This window comes from Desulfosporosinus youngiae DSM 17734 (assembly GCF_000244895.1).
Classification (GTDB): domain Bacteria; phylum Bacillota; class Desulfitobacteriia; order Desulfitobacteriales; family Desulfitobacteriaceae; genus Desulfosporosinus; species Desulfosporosinus youngiae.
Genome location: NZ_CM001441.1, coordinates 3,802,075 through 3,821,539, shown reverse-complemented (window position 1 = coordinate 3,821,539; position 19,465 = coordinate 3,802,075). Strand labels below are relative to the sequence as shown.

Genomic DNA, 19,465 nt, shown 5'->3' with positions numbered 1-19,465 from the left:
TGGTCTATACTCTTTTGCCCATGCTGCCGCGGCAGAATTCTATTAAATATGTAGAAATGCAAGGATAGGGTTGTTTCCTGATTTTTGCGTCGCTCCCTTCATGGGAGCGTGGATTGAAATCCGACTAATGATGCGGCCGGCATTTTGCTACGGATGTCGCTCCCTACATGGGAGTGTGGATTGAAATAAGGGTCACAGTTTGATCGGAGTAAATATTAACATGTCGCTTCCTACATGGGAGCGCGGATTGAAATAGCTTCAAGGGTTGCTGCACTTGCTGCCGGAAGGTCGCTCCCTCATGGGAGCGTAGATTGAAAAATGAAGCCGCAGATGCTGGGTGATTTACATCGCCCAGCATCTGCGGCTTGCGGCTAAAGTTGCAGATACTATGAATATCCTTTTAAAATAAAAGAATTGGTGTAATCGCAACATCAACAGGAAGTTCACCGGTCGGCAGAGTAGCAATTACCTCATTAGTAGCCGTATCAAGCACCGTAATGGAATTAATTCCCGTATTCGCGACATAGGCTCGTGAATTGTCGGGAGTAATCTCAACTTCTTCCGAAGCACTTCCGGGAGGTAAATCTATAGTAGTCAATATTGTATTCGTTGCCGTGTTAATGACTGTAACTGTATCATTGCTTGCGTTCGTGACATAAGCACGTGAACCGTCAGGGATAATTGCAATTCCTACCGGACCGCTGCCGGAAGGTAAAGTAATCGCAGTTAGAATAGTATTCGTTGCTGTATCAATTACCGTAACGGTATCATTAAGATAACCCGTGACATAAGCCCGCGAACCGTTGGGAGTAATAGCAATTAATACGGGCCTGCTTCCGGAAGGGAAATTAATCGTAGTTGTTATTGTATTCGTTATAGTGTCGATTACCGCAACAGTGTCATTATCTTCATTTACTACATAAGCTTGTAAACTATCAGGGGTAATCGCAATTCCTACAGGACTGCTTCCGGAAGGTAAAATAATGGTAGTCAATATGGTATTGGTTGCCGTATTAATTACAGAGACTGTAGAAGCCAAGCGATTGGCTACATAAGCCCTTGTACCGTCAGGCGTTATAGTAATTAATATAGGGTTGCTTCCGGGGGACAAGGTTATAGTAGTTTTAAATGTATTCGTTGCTGTGTCGACGACTGTAACAGTACTATTACCATAATTTACGATATAAGCTAACGAACCGTCAGGGGTAAACGCTGTACCTGCCGGATTGCTTCCGGGTGGAAAAAACAGCGTAGTCAATATAGTATTCGTTGCTGTGTTAATGATCATAACGGTATCAGAATACGGATTTGAAACATAGGCATACAAAAGCTCTTGAATTTGAGAAAGTTCCCCTTCCAGCACATGTTCCTTTAAAATCTGCCCATTCGAACCTTTTTCCAAAATGGTTATGGCAATGTTATTGGCACCAAGCCCGCTGGTAAGAACCCTGACTCCAAAGACATCCTGATTGGGAATAATGTTATCTACGGTAAAACTAGAACCCGGAGTACCAAATGGATTAAGGGAAACCAGATTGACCGCAAAGAGGGTTTCGCTGGCGAATCCATCTCCAGCCGGATTGATACTATATGCTTCAACCCCAACAAGTGCAGGTAATTTACCGGTATTGAACAAGCGAACGGTTAGCTGGGTTGTACGAGGTACAGCCCTGTTTTCAATGGGTCCTGTATCAAAAACGGCCATCAGAATACCCTCCCAATCATCCTATATTTTGCCTGAGCCTTTGATGGTTTTACATTGAATCATGAGTTATTGAAGGATCTTACAGAGAATGGATTTGACTTAAATTCGGAATCGATTCCGAATTTGAAATATCCGCAAAATCAGTGCCATTTGAATGGGTCTGGATAAAACTTCCCTTATTCCGGATTTTGATAAACCAGGCCGTGACCTGTCTTTTTATCTTATGCCCCTCGTTCGGCAGGGGTTACCCTTGTCCGGGATACTTGTGACAAAATAAGGGCAAAACCGTGAAGTGCCTATGCTCTGGTGTTCTTTCCGGTCTTGACTTTGTTATTGTCACAAGTGAGGGCTTGAACACATAGGCTATGAGTAAGATTGTTCAAATCCGTCCTCCCAAAGCAAGCTCACCGCTGCCCAGGACGGCTCAAATTCGGAATCAATTCCGAATTTGAGCTGCACCCAGGCGATTAGGGGGACCTTCATGGCAGAGAATGATGTAGCCGGCATGCCAACCCGGGAGCTTAAGCAGGCAGTTAAGGAAAGTTCGGAATACAAAATGAGCCTCGGCCCGGGGCACAGCAGAAGCTATCTGCAAAACCTTATGGGACGCAGATTCCCGAATAAAAAGTTCACCCGGAATCATATTCCAGGCGGACTTTTTGTTTAGGGAGCGTCCTTATGTTAATATAAAAAGATATACTCACAGTCCTCCAAAACCGTGGAGAAAGGTGTCTGAAGAAAATGAAAACCATCGGCAGAGAATTTTATAATAGAGATTCCTTAATAGTGGCCCGGGAACTTTTGGGAAAGGTACTGGTCCATGAAACAGAGGGCGGGAGGATTTCCGCAAAAATCGTGGAAACGGAAGCCTATATGGGGATTGAAGATAAAGCGGCTCATTCCTACGGCGGAAAAAGAACGACCCGGGTGGAGGTTATGTATGGCGGGCCGGGATGTTCCTATGTTTTCATGATTTACGGCATGTACTATTGCTTCAATGTAGTCACCAGGGAAGAAGGAATTCCTCAGGCTGTCTTGATCAGGGCCGTCGAGCCGGCAGAAGGGTTTGAGCAAATGTCCGCCAACAGATTCCAAAAGGCTTATCATCAGTTAAGCAAAAGCCAGATTAAGGGGCTGACCAATGGACCGGGAAAATTATGCAGGGCACTTTTAATCGATAAAAGTTTAAACGGAGAAGATTTGCGCGGAAGGAAGCTGTACATAGAAGAGGGTGAGGGGGAAAACTTTTCTGTCGTGTCAGCCAAACGGATCGGAATTGATTATGCCGGGGAAGCAAAGGATTACCAGTGGCGGTTTTATATAGAAGCCAACCCCTATGTATCCGTAAAGTAATCCTGAACAAATTGGCGTTTACTTATTAAAGCAGCTTAATAACCCTGTCATCAGACAGAGGATTAATTTGATGACAATAGTGGTTTGAAAGGAAAACAAGACGGTTTGAGCGGTATATTGGTTTCAGAATAAAAAAAGAGCGGAGGGCTGAAAGTGAATTTTTCGGCCCTCTTTTTCGGCCTTTTATAGATGATATGGGGAATTTTTTGATAACATAAGGGTGATAGAGATTATGAAAAATGAAATGCAGATAAACTATAATCGGGAATGGCTGAATATTAGGGCGGATTTTGACTTGTCGGTATCACCGGAATGAAAAATGAAGTTAATGCTTAGAAAACGTTGAATAACAATAAATTAAAAGGTTTTTGTGCAGAGAGAAATAGGGCTTTAGAAGCCATCGACTGTCCTAGAAAGGTGTGAGCACATGAATACTATTCTCCTTATTGAAGATAATGAGCAGCTGCAGAAATATATCTCCGAGTATTTGGAAGTCTACGGCTTCACGACGCGGATTCTTGACGACTATGATGCTGTGCCCGAAACAATAGCGGCTTGTAGACCCAAACTCATTCTGCTTGATATCAATCTGCCGAAATTTGACGGCTTCTATTATCTGAAGCTGATACGGAAACATTATAAAATTCCCATCATCATCATTTCAGCGCGCAGCGAAGAAGGGGAGCAGATACGGGGCATAGAAAACGGCGCGGACGATTATATCACGAAACCTTTTTCCATTGGTGTATTGCTGGCGAAAATAAATGCCATGCTGCGCAGGGAGGCAGAGCTGCACAAGAGGGTTATATCCCTTGATGGGCTATGCTTGAATGAAGACACTCTGAGTGTAGCGTATAAGGGCGCAGGAACAGAGCTTTCCAAAAATGAGTACCGGGTACTCCGGCTCTTAATGAAAAACGCCGGGCAAATCGTCAGCCGGGAACAGCTTTTGGAAGAGCTTTGGGACGATGTGAGCTTTGTTGACGACAATACCTTAACCGTCAATATTACCCGCGTGAAAAAGAAGCTCATGGAGCTCGGACTGCAAAACTGTCTTGAAACGAAAAGAGGGGTAGGATATGCATTTAATACGGCTGCTCTGCCAAACCATTGACAGCGAGCGGAAAGGGATTATTTTTTATCTGGCAAACACGGCGGTTCTGCTCTTGATTTTCAATCTTACTTTCACGGGAGGTATCATTGTCTATCCAACTCTGATCAGCCTGATAATATTGGCGGCTTACTTAATCCTTAAAGCTGTGATGATGCACAGCTTTTTGCATAATTTAGCCGGTGCCAGGCACAGCAGGGGGTACGAATCATATCCTGAAACCTGTAAGGAAGTCTTTGTTTTTGAAGCCATTGAGGAGATACATGCCCATTATAATGAAAGGATCATGGCCCTGAATGAAAAGCTGGAGGGCCGCAATTCCATGTTCTCCAGTTTTATTCATAACATGAAAACCTCGTTGGCTGTCATTGAGCTGGCCTGTGCCCAGCCATCCACCGACACTCTCGGCGATATTGCTCTGGAAAATGAAAAGCTGAAAAGAAATTTAGAGCAGGCTCTGAACATTCTGAGACTTGATGAGTTCTCCAACGATTACGTGCCGGAGCGAGTTGATCTGCAGGCCTTGGTCAGCAAGGTTATTAATGAAAAGAAGCGTGACTTTATCTATGCCGGCGTGTTTCCGAAGCTTTGCGGTGAGAGTGCCTATGTCTATACCGATAAAAAGTGGTGTGCCTATATCCTGGAGCAAATCATCGCCAATGCCATCAAATACAGTCCTTCAGGTAAAAATGTCTATGCGGACATAATTCCGGGCGAAAAACGCACGGTACTGACAATACGGGATGAAGGGATAGGTATAGAAGCTGAAGATATCCCCAGGGTTTTCGAATTGTTTTTTACGGGCAAAAACGGCAGGTGCAGGCGGTGTTTTGGAGACTTTTTCCGCTTTGGAATTTGCCAGCTGCCAAAACTACAGGAACAGCGCAGACGGGTTTAGCAATTACTATTTGGAACACTACCGGGACAGTATGGTCATCAGTGAAAGCGAGTTTAACAGGCATATGGGACTGCAGCTGGATGTTATGCCGGACGAATTAGTGCAGGTTTATAATTCCAGTGCCAGAGCGCAGGAACCCCTTAACTATGATACGGTTATCACGGTCCAGCCCTGGCGGCAAGGTGTAACCCAAGCCCAAAGCTTTGGGACCGGCCCTACAGATAGGGATACCTTTGTCGCCTCCTTGGAGGAGACAAAACATCTGGTCTATGCCCGGGAAAAAACAAGCAAGATGTATGCGCCTTTCCTTGATTCCTATGGCAATATTGAGTATGCAGGAGTTTTGGCCAATGTCATTGACGACAGGGTTTATCAAAGCCTTAGGGCCGATACGGAAACAGCCTATTTGTTTAATCTGAAATCAGGCGACGGCAGACAGGTCTTTAAATCTATCCTTAAAGGCCTGCGTAACCTAAACGGCGCTGATGAAAACTTATGGGCCAGCTCCAGTTTAGTATTCGGCATAAAAGACGACATCACCCATCTCCGCCCGATTTATAAGCAGGAGCGTTTTGATGTCGCCTTCGGGATTGGCGGGTTTACCTTCTTTGCCTTTAGCTTCATAGGATTTTTGTTCTTACTGTCCTCAGGTATTGTCTTGTATTACAAAATTGTCACGGATATTGATGAGGAAAAAGAACAGATTGCCATGCTGAAACGAATTGGGCTGAACAATCAAGAGTGCAGAAGCTACCTGACAAAACATTTAGCCATCCTTTTCTTTACCCCTCTTGTCCTGGGCATTAGTTTAGGCACGGTATACATGCACGCAGAGCTTAAGTTCAGCCCTTATGTGGGTTATATGATGAGCTTTATCTGGATAATAACAGGGGTAGTTGCGGTTTTGGATGTACTCCTTTACCTGTCCCTTAGGAAACAGTTTTTTAAGGGGGTTGAAGTCTGAGCTTTTCCATTAAGCTCTAAAATATTTAAACCCTCAGATGCTACTGGTGCTTCAAAAAAACTAGTGACATGAATAAACACCGCTTCAGTGTCAAATGCAGCTCTTTGGGGTTGTTCGCTGCGTCTTTGTGCAATTTGACGTAAGCATTGCTCGTTATTTATATTAAGGAAAATTACTTGATGGCTTGCATTGACCTCTGACGCCATATCCAAAAACCACTTTCGCAATTTTTGAGTATTAGCTGGAAAATCCATCACTACATCTGTACCGACACTTAATATGTTTTGGACATGCTTTTTCACCAATGGCTTAATCTGTGCTGAGAATTTTAGATAGTCCTCAAATGATGTGACCTGATTGGGATAAAGTGATGAAATCCATTCATCCTCAGACAGCAGTACCGCATGTTTATCTATCGCCAATTGTTTTGATTTAGTTGATTTTCCCGCACCCATTTTTCCACAGAAAAAGTATAGCGTCCCCAATTGTTTCATATTTTTTAACCCCACTTTTCTCCCCTCCTAATGGATTGTCAATTAAATTCTACTACTTTTTTGCCAAATAGGGCGTTTATGCTGCCCGTCCCTACATCTAATTTTCCAACCATATTGAATATATTACTATAATTCGACGTGAAATTGCGTGTGATTTTAGTGTGAATTATGGGGGTAAATAGCACGTGGTTGGGCCTTTATCCCTTGGTAATAGAGCAACAGGGCTAATGCGGATTACTCACAATTAGCCCCTATTATAGCCGTGAATTTTAGTGTGAAGTTAGGATTTGCACCTCAATATGGAACCCGTTAAGATTAGGATGTGGGGTGCTATTGTCGCTCATGGACCTTGGGGCGGAGAAGAATTTATCATTATTTTGCCGGAAATTGAATTAAAGCATGCTGTCAACATTGCTGAAAAGATTAGAATAATTGTTCAAACCCATGATTTTGGAATTGATCAGAAGATATCGATCAGTTTAGGGGTCGGAGAACATAAAACCAATGAAAGTTTTGATCAATTAATGCTTAGAATAGATAATGCCTTGCTAAAAGCAAAATCCGATGGAAGAAACAGGGTTGTATCCTGTTAAGAACTAAACGTCATTAGCAGAGAAAGGACACGGCAGCATGAAAAAATATATTGCTCTCCTGCGGGGAATCAACGTAGGCGGTAATAACAAAATATCCATGCAACAGTTGAAGGAGACCTTCCGGCAAGCCGGCTACACAGACGCGCAGACATATATTAACAGCGGAAATATCATTTTTTCCAGCAATGACAGCGAAGAGGCGCTTCAAAGGGTATGTGAGACCCTGATCTCGGAACAATTCGGATTAGCCATAGCCGTTGCGATTATCTCCGCTGAAGAACTCACCGATGCGCTTGAACACGCGCCGGAATGGTGGAATATACCCAACGGTGCAAAGCACAATGCCATCTTTGTGATCCAGCCCGCCACCGCGGAGGATGTTTGCGCCGAGGTCGGCGAAATCAAACCGGAATATGAAAGGGTTGCCTATTATGGCCGGGTCATCTTTTGGTCGGCCCCTATGGAAACCTTTTCCCGAACAAGATGGTCAAAGGTTTCCGGCACCAAGACCTACCAAAAGATAACTGTCAGGAATGCAAATACGGCGAGCAAACTTGCGGAGCTTGCCGCAGCCGCACAATAAGGCTTCTTTCCTATGCTGTTCTAGTATTACGGCCTAATAATACATAGCTGATTAAGGCGGCCATAACCGGAACCAATGATAGCATGTAGATCAAGCTATAGCCTGTTACCTCTGCGACAACACCCCACATTATAGAGCTTAGCCCAATTCCCAAATCAAATCCGGTAAAAAATGTGGCATTTGCTGATCCGCGCCTTTCAGGAGATGAAAGGATGATGGCAAGTGCTTGTAAACTCGGCTGAACTGTGCCAAAACCAGCACCATACACAAATGCGGCCACTAAAAACCATTGGATGCTAGCCGCAAAATATAGCAGAATCATGGCAAATCCAATGAGTATAATACCGGGAATTACTACAAAATCAAAACCCCGTTTGTCGGATAAACGCCCGGCAAAAGGCCGGAATATGGCAAGAGAAACAGCGTACACGGTAAAAAAAGAACCAATATTGCCGATGCCTCTCTGAGAGGCATACAATGCGATAAATGAAACGATCGCACCGTAAGTCATGGTAATAAAAAATATCACTAAAGTGGGACGGAATGCCGCTTTTTCAATCAAACTCAAGGTTTGTCTGGTTGGAGTCACATTCCTATACTTGATAAGACAAGCTAAAATAATGGCTATCATGACCATAAACGCTGCGAGTGAAAACATAATATTAAAGCTGAAACGATCTATCATAAAAAGTCCTAATGCAGGGGCAAGCGCCATTGATATAGTTCCGGCTAAACCATAATAGCCCATACCCTCTCCCATTCTGGACTTAGGAATAATGTCGGCTGCTACCGTACCGGCTGCCGTGCTGGTAAGTCCCCAGCCAAAGCCATGGATAAAACGAATTGCAAGCAACACTAACAAAGAAGGCGCCCAGATATAGGACAATACACATGCGGTAAATAGTATCATACCTGCCAGGAATATACTTTTTCGACCATGTACATCCAGAGCTTGTCCGGTAAAGGGGCGAATAAGGATAGCGGAAAACGTAAAAATACCAATTACGAGACCGGCTGAAGTATTACCGCCACCTAAACTTTTTGCATATACGGGCAAAGTAGGCAGTAACATCTGGAAGCCCAGGGAAGTAAACAAACTCACTAAGGTAATAAGAATGAAATCCTGTCTCCATAGAGGTTCTTTTTGAATAAGGTTTGTGTTATTTTCCATGTTTTTCACCCTTTTGTTAAAATTTTATTGTCAGGACAACTAAATGGGAAAATAAAATCCATCAATATCCATCAATCCAGATTATCAAATATTTTGTTGAGAACGCTCTTAACTTCTTCAATTTGTTTTTTATCAATACCTTTTATGGCCTTGTCAAGAGCTTTAAATGCTAAAGGATATAATTTGTCTTCTAATTCTTTCCCCTTACTTGTAAGGTAAATGAAATAGGCTCTATTATCGTCTGGATTAACTTGTCTGGTGATAAACCCCTTTTTTTCGAGTTTTGATAGCATTCTTACGGTTGTAGGCTGATCCTTAGATGTAAGTTCGGCCAATTCTTTGGGGGAAATACCGTCCTGATCCCATAAGCAATTTAAAACAGCCCATTGCTCGGGAGTTACATCATAGTCTTTTAAATAGTGCAGTAAATTATTTTTCATCTTTGTGTTGGTTCGGTTTAAAATAAAGCCAAGGCTATTCCTAAGTCTGAATGTCACGTTGCCGCTCCCTTTATAAATATTGTTGTCAAGACAATTATATGCTGGCTGCAGAGTTTGGTCAAGAAGGGCTATTGTCTTAGACAGGAATTTTCAGCCTTGCAGCGTATTTTCTGTCTGCAGAGGCTGCCAGCTGCAGCCCCTGAATGTCAGCTGCAGGCTGGCAAGGTTATAGCAAATTTTAAGAACTTTTGAAAATAAATGTTGACTTAAAACTAAGGAAATGTATAATTAAAACCGTAAACTCCAATTAAAAATGCTTTTATAAAAAAATAATCTCTTATTCTTGTATAAGCTCATTAATATGGTGTGAGCGTTTCGACCAGGCAACCATAAATTGCCCAGGCTACATGAATAACTTATTTAGATTGCCGTTTATTAAACCTAAACGCGTGTGTCTGACTTGTTATTCGTGTGCCTGGGTTTTTTGTTTTTAAGATCATCCACAGGAATTTAATCAGGCAGATGAGGATAAACACATGCAATTAGAAGAAATTAACATCCTGTGAAAAATGAGTTTCCCTTTAATTTAATATGGAGCGGAAAAAGAAACCAAGTAAAGGCAGAAGTAACGATTTGAGAAATGATTCACAACGAAATGATGTTAAGTTATGATTTTCTTCGCTCGTGCGGAATTAGGAGGTAGATGTAATGAATATTGGTAAAAGTATTCCTCGTGTCGATGCTTTCGACAAGGCAACAGGACGAACCAAGTATACCGATGACCTGTGTGACAGCCAGGCACTTGTAGTTAAGCTTGTTCATTCCACCATCGCTAATGGTCTTGTCAAATCAATTGACATCTCTGAAGCGGAAAAAGTCGAAGGTGTTGTTAAAATCGTCACCTGCTTTGATGTTCCTAAATATTACTTCCCTACGGCGGGACACCCCTGGTCAACCGATCCTCATCATCAGGACGTAGCTGACCGTCTTCTTCTGACAGACAGAGTCAGATTCTATGGCGAAGAGGTTGCAGCAGTAATAGCTGAGAATGATATTGCTGCTGCGCAGGCAGTCAGAAAGGTTAAAGTTGATTATGAGGAATACCCTATTGTGCTCGATGTTCAGGAGGCCATGAAGGAGGGTGCTCCCCAGCTTCATGAAAACTATCCTAACAACATTCTTGGCCACACCAATCTAAGAATCGGCAACTATCAGGAGGCCATTAAAGAACCCGGACTGATAAAGTTTGATGACTGGTACGATACTCCTACCGTTCAGCACTGTCATATCGAGAATCATATCTGCTATGCTTATGAAGAAAATGGCAGGATTAATATTGTTTCCTCAACCCAGATTCCCCACATCGTCCGCCGGGTTGTTGGCCAGGCCCTTGGTATTTCCTGGGGAAAGGTCAGGGTAGTCAAGCCCTATATCGGCGGTGGCTTCGGCAACAAGCAGGATGCTCTATATGAACCCTTGTGCGCCTACCTTTCAACTCAGGTTGGAGGAAGACTTGTCAAGATTGATGTGGCAAGAGAAGAAACCTTTACTAACAACCGTGTCCGTCATGCCATCAGAAGTCACGTAGTTACCTGGGTACGTCCTGACGGAACCATTGTGGCCAGAAAGCTGGAAGCTTTCTCCAATCAGGGTGCCTATGCTTCTCATGGACATGGTATTGCAGCCAAAGGCATGGGGGCCTTCCCCCAGTTATACCCCTGCCCCAATGTTGAAGCCGATGCTTATACCGTATTCACAAACCGCACTGTTGCAGGTGCCATGAGAGGATATGGCATCCCTCAGGCAATGTTCCCTGTGGAGAGCCAGATTGATGATATAGCACGCAAAATCGGCGCCCATCCCCTGGAGTACAGGCTGAAGCATCTCATGCCCGTGGGCTATGTTGATGGATTCTCCAAAAATGAGAACTATTTTGACAGCTTTAGACAATGTATAGAAAAAGGAAAAGCGGCTATTGACTATGATAGAAAATACGAGGAATACAAGCATCAGACAGGAGATACCCGCCGTGGTATAGGCTGTGCAGTTTTTTGGTATAACACAGCAGTATGGCCAATCAGTCTTGAATCCTCTTCCTGTCGTATGGTTCTTAATCAGGATGGTTCAGTCCAGATACAGTTAGGCGAAACTGAAATAGGTCAGGGTGCCGATACTGTTTTCGCCCAGATGGCAGCAGACATTTTAGGCTACTCCATGGATAAAATTAATGTTGTATCCTGTCAGGACACGGATGTTACACCCTTTGGTACAGGTTCATATGCCTCCAGGCAAACCTACGTCGGGGGTTTTGCAATCAGACAGACCGCTGAAATACTAAAGGCCAAAATACTCGAGTATGCTCACGAATTGACAAGAATGCCTGTCTTCAACCTGGAAATAGCAGACAACCATATTGTCCGCACCACGGATGGCAGAATTCTCATGTCAATTGCAGACCTGGCCTGTGAAGCTCTTTATAGTCTGACCCATTCACAGCATATGACAGCAGAGAGCACTTACCAGATTAAGTCCAATGCCTACTCTTTTGGCTGCTGCTTTGTGGATGTGGAGGTTGATATAAAATTATGCAAAGTGAAGATACTTGATATTATCAATGTTCATGATTGCGGACAGCTCATTAACCCTGATCTTGCTGAAGCACAAGTTCATGGCGGGATGAGTATGGGCATCGGCTACGCTTTGTCGGAACAGCTTCTGTACGATCCCAAGTCAGGCCGGACACTCAATGACAATCTTCTCGACTATAAGCTGCCGACAACCATGGATCACCCTGATCTTGCAGCACAGTTCGTTGAGAATTATGAACCTACCAGCGCCTTTGGCACAAAGGCTCTGGGCGAGCCTCCGGTATGTCCGGTGGCCCCCGCCATTAGAAATGCTATTTTAAATGCAACAGGTGTCGGCATGTTTAAAGCACCCATGACACCTCATGTTCTCTTTGAACGTTTTAGCGAAGAAGGACTGATTTAACAGCGAATTGACAGGACAATGGTGCACAGAAATGCCCGGAAACCCCGGGCCTGAAAGGAGTTATTATGTACGACATTAAAGCATTATATGAAGCCGGCAGCATCCGGGAAGCTGTTGAATTAAGACTTGCGCACCCCGAAGCGGATATTATTGCAGGGGGCAGTGACGTTTTGGTCCAGATGCGTGAAGGGAAACGTGCCGGCAAAGAATTAATCAGTATCTATATGATTGACGAAATGAGAGGAATCAGGCTTGACGAGAATGAAGCCATCAGAATCGGCTCCTTAACCAGCTTTTCCCACATTACCAAACATGAAATCATTCAAAAACACATCAATGTTCTTGGTGAAGCTGTCGATATGATCGGAGGTCCTCAGGTGCGGAACATCGGCACCATAGGCGGCAATACCTGCAATGGTGTTACCTCGGCAGACTCCGCTTCCACCCTGCATGCCTGGGAGGCAATTATCGAGCTCACAGGCCCTGAAGGAGTCAGAAGACTTCCAATCAAGGAATTCTACATTAAAGCAGGTGTTGTAGATATCAGGGCGGGAGAAATCCAGACGGCTATTATCATTCCGAAGGAAAGCTACGTAGGCTATAAAGGGCACTATATCAAGTATGCCATGAGAAATGCCATGGATATTGCAACGACAGGCTGTTCAGTCAATGTTAAGCTTTCAGAGGACAAAAAAACCATCATCAAGGCCCGGATAGCTTATGGCGTTGCCGGTCCTGTTCCCATGCGCTGTCCTGCGGCGGAAGTTAAAGCCAATGGTCAGCCTGTCTGCAGTGAGACAGTGAAGGCCTTTGCTGCCGGCGTGCTTGAGGATATCAATCCCCGTGACAGCTGGCGTGCTTCCAAAGCATTCCGTCAGCACATTGCCGTGGAACTGGCAGAGCGCTGTTTAATCGAAGCCATCAGATTGTCCGGAGGTGAGATTTAATGTCTGCACAATATAAACTGGTAAAATGCAACATCAACGGCAAGGACGTTGAAACCATGGTCGATGTCCGCGCTTCCCTGACGGATATGCTGAGAAACGATTACCGCCTCACCTCAGTAAAAAAAGGCTGTGAGGTTGGGGAGTGCGGAGCCTGTAACGTGCTTATCGATGGGGAATGCTTTAATTCTTGTATTTACCTGGCTGTCTGGGCGGAAGGAAAGAAGATTCGTACCCTGGAAAGTCTGCTGGGACCTAATGGGGAGCTTTCCGACATTCAGCAGTCATTTATCGATGAAACAGCTATCCAGTGCGGCTTCTGTACTCCGGGATTTATTATGACGTCCGTTGAAATACTGGAAACGGGTAAGGAATATAACAGAGATCAATTAAGAAAGCTTCTTTCGGGTCATCTTTGCCGATGCACCGGATATGAAAATGTTGTTACTGCGGTAGAAAAAACCATGCTCAGACGTCTTGGTAAATTAGACTAGTATAATCATTCTTGAAATTGAAAAGCCTACAATTATTAGAAGGAATGATGCCTTCGCCCCTTCAATAGCCAGTATAGCACCCCAAGTAATGGTTGATGCTATACTGGCTAAAAGGAATCCAGGTACATATATAAATAACACCAATAGTTAATGTTCATGCTCAAGAGACATTTGCAGGCTAATTGATAGTCAGAAAGCGGGAGTAAAATGTTTATAGTAAATGTAAATGGAAAAGATTATCAATCGGAAACCGATATGAGCTTGATGAATTTTTTGCGTGAAAAACTCAAAATAACCTCAGTAAAGAATGGCTGCCAAGAAGGTGTTTGCGGAACTTGTACTGTTATTGTTGATGGCAAGACAGCTCGTGCTTGTATTCAAAAGCTTTCTAAATTGGGTGGGAAAAAGGTCCAAACAATAGAGGGATTTACAGAGAGAGAAAGACAAGTATTTGGCTATGCTTTCGCGGTCAGCGGAGCTGTACAATGCGGCTTCTGTATTCCGGGCATGGTTATCAGCGGGAAATCTTTGATAGACCAAAATCCTGATCCAACCAGAGAGGATGTAAAACGATCAATCCGCACCAATATCTGCAGGTGTACAGGTTACGCTAAAATTGAAGATGGGATTCTTTTAGCTGCAAAAATACTAAGGGAAAACCTGGAGGTACCTGAAATAGCCCAAACCGGGAAGATAGGAGAGAAAACCTGCCGTGTTGATGCTATTCCCAAAACCCTGGGAACGGCCATGTACGCTAATGATTTTAGCTTTCCCGGAATGCTTTATGGCAAGAATGTCTTCAGTAAATTTGCTCGTGCCAAAATACTGGCCATTGATATAAGCAAGGCCCTCATCATGCCGGGGGTTGTTGCCATCTATACGGCCAAAGATATTCCGGGCCAGAGATATATCGGTCATTTGGCACAGGACTGGCCGGGTATGATTGATGTGGGAGAACAAACAAAGTGTTGTGGGGATACACTGGCCATGGTGGTTGCCGAAACGAGAGAACAGGCGATCGCGGCTGTAAAAGCTGTAGAAGTCCAATACGAACCACTGAAACCGATTTGTACGCCTCAAGAAGCTGAAATTCCGGGTGCCCATCAAATTCATGGTGAAGGATTTATGCAATTTGGGAAGTTTCGCATTCCTGAAAATAACCTTTTTGACCATGAAGAAGTAAAACGGGGTGATGCGGAAACTGCACTTAAAAATGCTAAATTTGTCGTCGAAGGTACTTTTCATATGCCGCCAACAGAACACGCCTTTATGGAACCGGAAACTGCGGTTGCTCTTCCTGATGGAGATGGTGTTAAGGTGATTACAGGGGGGCAAGGAATTTATGATGAATTCCATGAAATCAGTGCTTATCTCGGACTGCCCTTGGAAAAAGTCAGAATCCAAAGTGCCGTTGTTGGAGGAGGATTTGGCGGCAAGGAAGATATGAGCGTTCAGCATCAGGCTGCCCTTTGTGCCTATCTGACAAAACGACCGGTAAACGTTTCTTTTAGCCGCCAGGAGAGTATAAACTATCATCCCAAACGCCATGCTATGGAAATTTATTGTAAGATTGGCTGCGATGAAAATGGTATATTGCAAGGGATGAAAGCAAGAATTATTTCCGATACGGGCGCTTATGCTTCTCTGGGCGGCCCGGTACTGCAAAGAGCTTGTACCCATGCCGGTGGTCCTTATAATTATCAAAATGTCGATATTGAAGGAAATGCCTATTATACAAATAACCCTCCAGCCGGTGCCTTTCGCGGCTTTGGAGTAACCCAATCCTGTGCAGTCGTCGAATGCCTCATCAATCAGCTTGCGGAAAAAGCCGGTATTTCCGGCTGGGAGATCCGTTATCGCAATGCCATCAGACCCGGTCAGTCCCTGCCCAATGGACAGATTGCGGATGAAGGTTCGGCAATGGTAGATACCTTGGAAGCGGTCAAAGAAGAGTTTGAAAAGTATGAAGCTGATCCGGATTACTTCGTCGGCATCGCATCTGCTATGAAAAATGCAGGGGTTGGAGTAGGTGTTCGTGATATTGGACGTTGCAATTTAAAAATAATTGATGGCAAAGTACATGTCAGATCCTCAGCAGGTGCCATCGGGCAAGGAGTACAGACCGTTTTGACTCAGGTGGTTTGCGATACAACAGGCTTGCTGACGAATCAGGTTGTCGTAGAACATCCGGACACCAAATATACTCCTGACTCGGGTACAACAACGGCATCCCGTCAAACTGTCTTTGCGGGAGAAGCGGCACGTCAATCATCCTTGAAATTAAAAGCTGACTTGGAGAAAGGGAGTTCCTTGGGGGATTTGGAAGGAAATGAATATATAGGAGAGTTCGAGTTTAAAACCGATCCTATCGGTTCGCCAAAACCTAATCCCGTAAGCCATGTAGCCTATGGCTATGCAACCCAGCTTTTTATCATAGATAAAGAAGGGAAAGTTGTAAAAGTTATTGCGGCTCATGACGTGGGCAGAGTAATCAATCCGCTTTCCGTCTGCGGTCAGGTCGAAGGTGGTGTAGCTATGGGGCTGGGCTATGCTTTAACGGAAGACTTTCCCTTAAAAGATGGGATTCCTCAAGTAAAACTTGGTACATTAGGGCTTTTTAAAGCACAGCAAATGCCGCCTGTCGAGGTCCATTTGATTGGGAAAAACGGCCCTGATATAGCATTCGGAGCTAAGGGGGTTGGAGAAATCGTGTGTGTTATGGGTGCTCCGGCCTGTCAAAATGCCTACTATAAAAAAGATGGGGTATTCAGATATAAATATCCTTTGGAGAATACCTATTATCGCAAGCCGAAGGCTTAAAAGGTAATAGAAGGCATACTGCTGCCGGCTGTAGTCAATCTTTGTATCCCTAAGGTGAGCTATCTACCAAAGAAGATAGCGTGGGACAAGAAATTGAGCTGGCCGGAAGCCCCTGTCCTACGGCGAAAACAGTGTTTTCGTTCTTAGCGGCAGCGCAGGCAGGGAGGTTGACTTAATTAGCTGATTGCCCAGAACCAAGCAAATTTGTCACAAGATTCAGAGCCAGATCAATGAGATGATCTGGCCCTTTTTATATTATGGGAGTAAAGTGCTATTTTTATTGGAATGGAGAAGGGTTTACCAGAAAGTGTGTTGAATTCTAGGGCAATCAATTGGCCCTTAATCACCACGTAATTGGAGGATTATGCATAGTAAAAGGAAATGCGGTATACTTTTTGTATCCTCAAGGCATGAACTTAATATTAGGAAGGTGAATCCATGGGACATATTACAAGTAAAGATGCCTATAAGAATTTAGAAGAAAGAATCAATTGGTTTACACAAGGGGCTCCGCCATCGGACAGCCTGTATAATATTTTGCAAGTTTTGTATACGGATACTGAAGCCAAATGGGTCGCGCTATTGCCGGTTCGTCCATTTACTGCCAAGAAAGCAGCAAAAATCTGGAATACCAGTGAAGGGAAAGCGGAAGCTTTTTTAGAGCATCTTTGCCAGAAGGCCTTACTTGTGGATTCATTTTATAATGGAGTACGTCAATTTGTAATGCCGCCACCAATGGCAGGATTTATTGAATTTGCCTTGATGCGTACAAGGGGCGACATTGATCAGAAATATTTAAGTGAATTGTATTATCAATACATGAATGTAGAAGAAGATTTTGTTAAGGACTTATTTTTCGCAACAGAGACCCGTCTTGGGCGGGTTTATGTGCAGGAGCCAATTTTGACGAATGATAAGACAATTCATATTCTGGATTATGAAAGAGCAAGCCATATTATTGAGGAAGCAGCTCATATAGGCCTGGGAACTTGTTATTGCAGGCATAAGATGTTACATACAGGCCACCCCTGTGCAATAAATGCTCCATTGGATGTTTGCCTCACCTTTGGAAATGTTGCCCGTTCTCTTGCAGAACATGGGCAGCATGCGAGATTAATTGATAAGAAAGAGGCAATGGATGTCTTAGAACGTTCTTATGCAGCTAATCTGGTGCAAATAGGCGAAAATGTTCGTGAAGACCCGGCATTTATTTGCAATTGTTGCGGTTGTTGTTGTGAAGCCCTGCAAGCAGCAAGAAAATTCAGCCCAATGCAGCCGGTGGCCACGACAAATTACATACCTAAGATTTCGGAAGAATGCGTAGGATGCGGTAAATGTGAAACGGTATGCCCGGTATCAGCAATTTCCAGGCCAGACAACAAAGAGGGTAAGGCGGCGGCACAAGTAGATAATGAGGTATGCCTTGGCTGTGGTGTATGTGTGCGAAGTTGTCCCAAAAATGCCATTGAATTAGTAGGCCGAGAGGTTCAAGTCATTACACCGGTGAATAGTACCCATAGATTTGTACTGCAAGCAATCGAAAAAGGAACCCTCCAAAATCTCATATTTGATAACCAGGCATTTGCCAATCATCGTGCCATGGCAGCAGTGCTTGGAGTTATTCTTAAATTGCCGCCTTTAAAGCAGATACTGGCTAGTAAACAGTTTAAATCCATATATTTGGATAAATTATTGTCAAATAAAAGTGCTTTATAAAATGATTACGGTGCAAACCGGCTGACAATTTGTTTGACCACCGGTATATAATCCTGGGGATGAAGTTCGTGGCCTGCCCCTTCCATGGTGTAAAGGACTGAATCCGGGATAGTTCCCGCCAGCATTTCACCGTGGATATAGGGAATGACCACATCCTCCGTACCGTGAATAACCAGGGCGGGAGTTTGAATTTCAGCAATCCTGCCAAGTTCGTCACCTGTTACCTGAGCATAAGAATGATTGACGCGGCTGGCATAGTTGGCCGCTCTTTCAATATCCAGCTTAAGCATAGCTCTGATGTGTTCCACATCTTTGGGACGGCTGCTTTTATTAGTAACCCGCCATTGACGGATTGCATATTCTAAAAGTTCATGATCATTCTCCGGCTCATTTTGCCCGAATGAGGCAAAAAATTCGTTAACTTCCTCGGAGGAGTAGGGCAAATTTTCAGCACCGGCTGCAAAATACATGGACGATAACAGGACAATACCGCGTACACGTTCAGGATGGCGCAGGGCTATCATTTGGGTCAGCATGCCGCCCATAGACATCCCCATAATAACAGCCTTTTCTACGGTGTAACTATCCAGTACCCGGATTGCATCATCCGCCAAATCCTCGAACGTATATTCCGGCTTGCCGGGAGGATAAGAAGTGGATTTACCCGTATCCCGGTTGTCGTAGCGGATGACAAAGAATCCTTGATCAGCTAGTAGTTGGCAGAAAGGGGTTTCCCACCAGATCATAGAACTTGCCGCCCCCATAATTAAAAGAATTGCAGGGTTATCCGGATTACCAAAACATTCAGTGTTCAGTGAAACTTGCTCAAAGGTTACTTGCTTGTTCATTAAAATCCTCCTTTAGTAAAAAGAACTATAAAAATTAAGAAGAAATAAAAAAGCACAGACATCTCCCTGCCTGTGCTGAACTCTATCAAAACAAAAAACAACCGCTCCCTGCGGGGGGAAGTTCTTTCATTCTGAGAAAAAATGAGCAGGTATTACGTATAGGCAGACCAATCCCGATTATTCTGCAGCAGGCAGAGTTAAAAGATGCAATTATTTGCAGGCTTTCTTTATCGGGAAAAAATCAACACACGTAATCCCTCCATTTAAACGGAATGGTTAAAGTATAATATAAGGTATTCTGAGTTTCAAGCCTGCTGTGGAATTTACGAATAAGTCGGTA

General features: G+C 44.0%; 17 protein-coding genes and 1 riboswitch. Of the genes, 12 read left to right on the top strand and 5 right to left on the bottom strand.

Going from position 1 to position 19,465, the window contains the following annotated elements:
- Positions 1-400 precede the first annotated feature (400 nt).
- A complete protein-coding gene (locus DESYODRAFT_RS17810; protein ID WP_007785207.1) occupies positions 401-1,705 on the bottom strand; it encodes a beta-propeller fold lactonase family protein in 1,305 nt (434 codons plus the stop codon).
- Positions 1,706-2,186: 481 nt separating this feature from the next.
- On the opposite strand from DESYODRAFT_RS17810, the gene DESYODRAFT_RS29320 reads away from it, so the two are divergent.
- The 5 genes from DESYODRAFT_RS29320 (at position 2,187) to DESYODRAFT_RS29315 (ending at position 6,031) form a co-directional block, all read left to right on the top strand.
- Complete coding sequence (locus DESYODRAFT_RS29320; RefSeq protein ID WP_007785205.1) at positions 2,187-2,372, top strand: hypothetical protein; 186 nt, start codon at positions 2,187-2,189, stop codon at positions 2,370-2,372.
- A gap of 74 nt (positions 2,373-2,446) precedes the next feature.
- Positions 2,447-3,058, top strand: coding sequence for a DNA-3-methyladenine glycosylase (locus DESYODRAFT_RS17800; RefSeq protein ID WP_007785203.1), 612 nt, complete (start codon positions 2,447-2,449; stop codon positions 3,056-3,058).
- A 427-nt stretch (positions 3,059-3,485) separates the two neighbouring features.
- Positions 3,486-4,172, top strand: a complete 687-nt coding sequence (locus tag DESYODRAFT_RS17795; RefSeq protein WP_007785201.1) for a response regulator transcription factor — start codon at positions 3,486-3,488, stop codon at positions 4,170-4,172.
- A complete protein-coding gene (locus DESYODRAFT_RS17790; RefSeq protein ID WP_007785200.1) occupies positions 4,138-5,067 on the top strand; it encodes a sensor histidine kinase in 930 nt (309 codons plus the stop codon). Before DESYODRAFT_RS17795 ends, DESYODRAFT_RS17790 begins: the two co-directional genes overlap by 35 nt.
- On the top strand, positions 5,000-6,031 hold the full coding sequence (locus tag DESYODRAFT_RS29315; RefSeq protein WP_242833481.1) for an ABC transporter permease: 1,032 nt from the start codon (positions 5,000-5,002) through the stop codon (positions 6,029-6,031). The genes DESYODRAFT_RS17790 and DESYODRAFT_RS29315 overlap by 68 nt, the downstream gene beginning before the upstream one ends.
- On the opposite strand, the gene DESYODRAFT_RS17780 is transcribed toward DESYODRAFT_RS29315, so the two are convergent.
- On the bottom strand, positions 5,986-6,540 hold the full coding sequence (locus DESYODRAFT_RS17780; protein WP_007785197.1) for a P-loop nucleotide/nucleoside kinase family protein: 555 nt from the start codon (positions 6,538-6,540) through the stop codon (positions 5,986-5,988). The two genes, DESYODRAFT_RS29315 and DESYODRAFT_RS17780, sit on opposite strands and share 46 nt — an antisense overlap.
- Before the next feature lie 284 nt (positions 6,541-6,824).
- Between DESYODRAFT_RS17780 and DESYODRAFT_RS17775 the strand changes: the two genes are divergently transcribed.
- Positions 6,825-7,118: a GGDEF domain-containing protein gene (locus DESYODRAFT_RS17775; RefSeq protein ID WP_042338794.1), complete on the top strand. Its 294-nt coding sequence runs from the start codon at positions 6,825-6,827 to the stop codon at positions 7,116-7,118.
- A 37-nt stretch (positions 7,119-7,155) separates the two neighbouring features.
- The gene (locus tag DESYODRAFT_RS17770; RefSeq protein ID WP_007785195.1) at positions 7,156-7,701 is read left to right on the top strand and encodes a DUF1697 domain-containing protein; all 546 of its coding nucleotides are present in this window, start codon (positions 7,156-7,158) and stop codon (positions 7,699-7,701) included.
- 10 nt (positions 7,702-7,711) lie between these two features.
- Here DESYODRAFT_RS17770 and DESYODRAFT_RS17765 read toward each other — a convergent pair whose 3' ends face one another.
- Both DESYODRAFT_RS17765 and DESYODRAFT_RS17760 read right to left on the bottom strand, forming a co-directional pair.
- Positions 7,712-8,872, bottom strand: a complete 1,161-nt coding sequence (locus DESYODRAFT_RS17765; RefSeq protein WP_007785193.1) for an MFS transporter — start codon at positions 8,870-8,872, stop codon at positions 7,712-7,714.
- 71 nt (positions 8,873-8,943) lie between these two features.
- On the bottom strand, positions 8,944-9,369 hold the full coding sequence (locus DESYODRAFT_RS17760) for a MarR family winged helix-turn-helix transcriptional regulator (RefSeq protein ID WP_007785192.1): 426 nt from the start codon (positions 9,367-9,369) through the stop codon (positions 8,944-8,946).
- Positions 9,370-9,635: 266 nt separating this feature from the next.
- Positions 9,636-9,738, top strand: a riboswitch (purine riboswitch).
- Positions 9,739-10,020: 282 nt separating this feature from the next.
- Between DESYODRAFT_RS17760 and xdhA the strand changes: the two genes are divergently transcribed.
- From xdhA to DESYODRAFT_RS17735, 5 genes are all read left to right on the top strand, one after another.
- Positions 10,021-12,303, top strand: coding sequence for a xanthine dehydrogenase subunit XdhA (xdhA, locus tag DESYODRAFT_RS17755; protein WP_007785191.1), 2,283 nt, complete (start codon positions 10,021-10,023; stop codon positions 12,301-12,303).
- A gap of 65 nt (positions 12,304-12,368) precedes the next feature.
- On the top strand, positions 12,369-13,250 hold the full coding sequence (gene xdhB / locus DESYODRAFT_RS17750; protein ID WP_007785189.1) for a xanthine dehydrogenase subunit XdhB: 882 nt from the start codon (positions 12,369-12,371) through the stop codon (positions 13,248-13,250).
- Positions 13,250-13,741, top strand: coding sequence for a xanthine dehydrogenase subunit XdhC (gene xdhC, locus DESYODRAFT_RS17745; protein WP_007785188.1), 492 nt, complete (start codon positions 13,250-13,252; stop codon positions 13,739-13,741). The genes xdhB and xdhC overlap by 1 nt, the downstream gene beginning before the upstream one ends.
- A 207-nt stretch (positions 13,742-13,948) precedes the next feature.
- On the top strand, positions 13,949-16,561 hold the full coding sequence (gene xdh / locus DESYODRAFT_RS17740) for a selenium-dependent xanthine dehydrogenase (protein ID WP_007785187.1): 2,613 nt from the start codon (positions 13,949-13,951) through the stop codon (positions 16,559-16,561).
- Positions 16,562-16,999: 438 nt separating this feature from the next.
- Positions 17,000-18,277 (top strand): 4Fe-4S dicluster domain-containing protein, encoded by a 1,278-nt coding sequence (locus tag DESYODRAFT_RS17735; protein WP_007785185.1) that lies wholly within the window; start codon positions 17,000-17,002, stop codon positions 18,275-18,277.
- A gap of 5 nt (positions 18,278-18,282) precedes the next feature.
- On the opposite strand, the gene DESYODRAFT_RS17730 is transcribed toward DESYODRAFT_RS17735, so the two are convergent.
- Positions 18,283-19,125, bottom strand: coding sequence for an alpha/beta fold hydrolase (locus DESYODRAFT_RS17730; protein WP_007785183.1), 843 nt, complete (start codon positions 19,123-19,125; stop codon positions 18,283-18,285).
- Positions 19,126-19,465 lie beyond the last annotated feature (340 nt).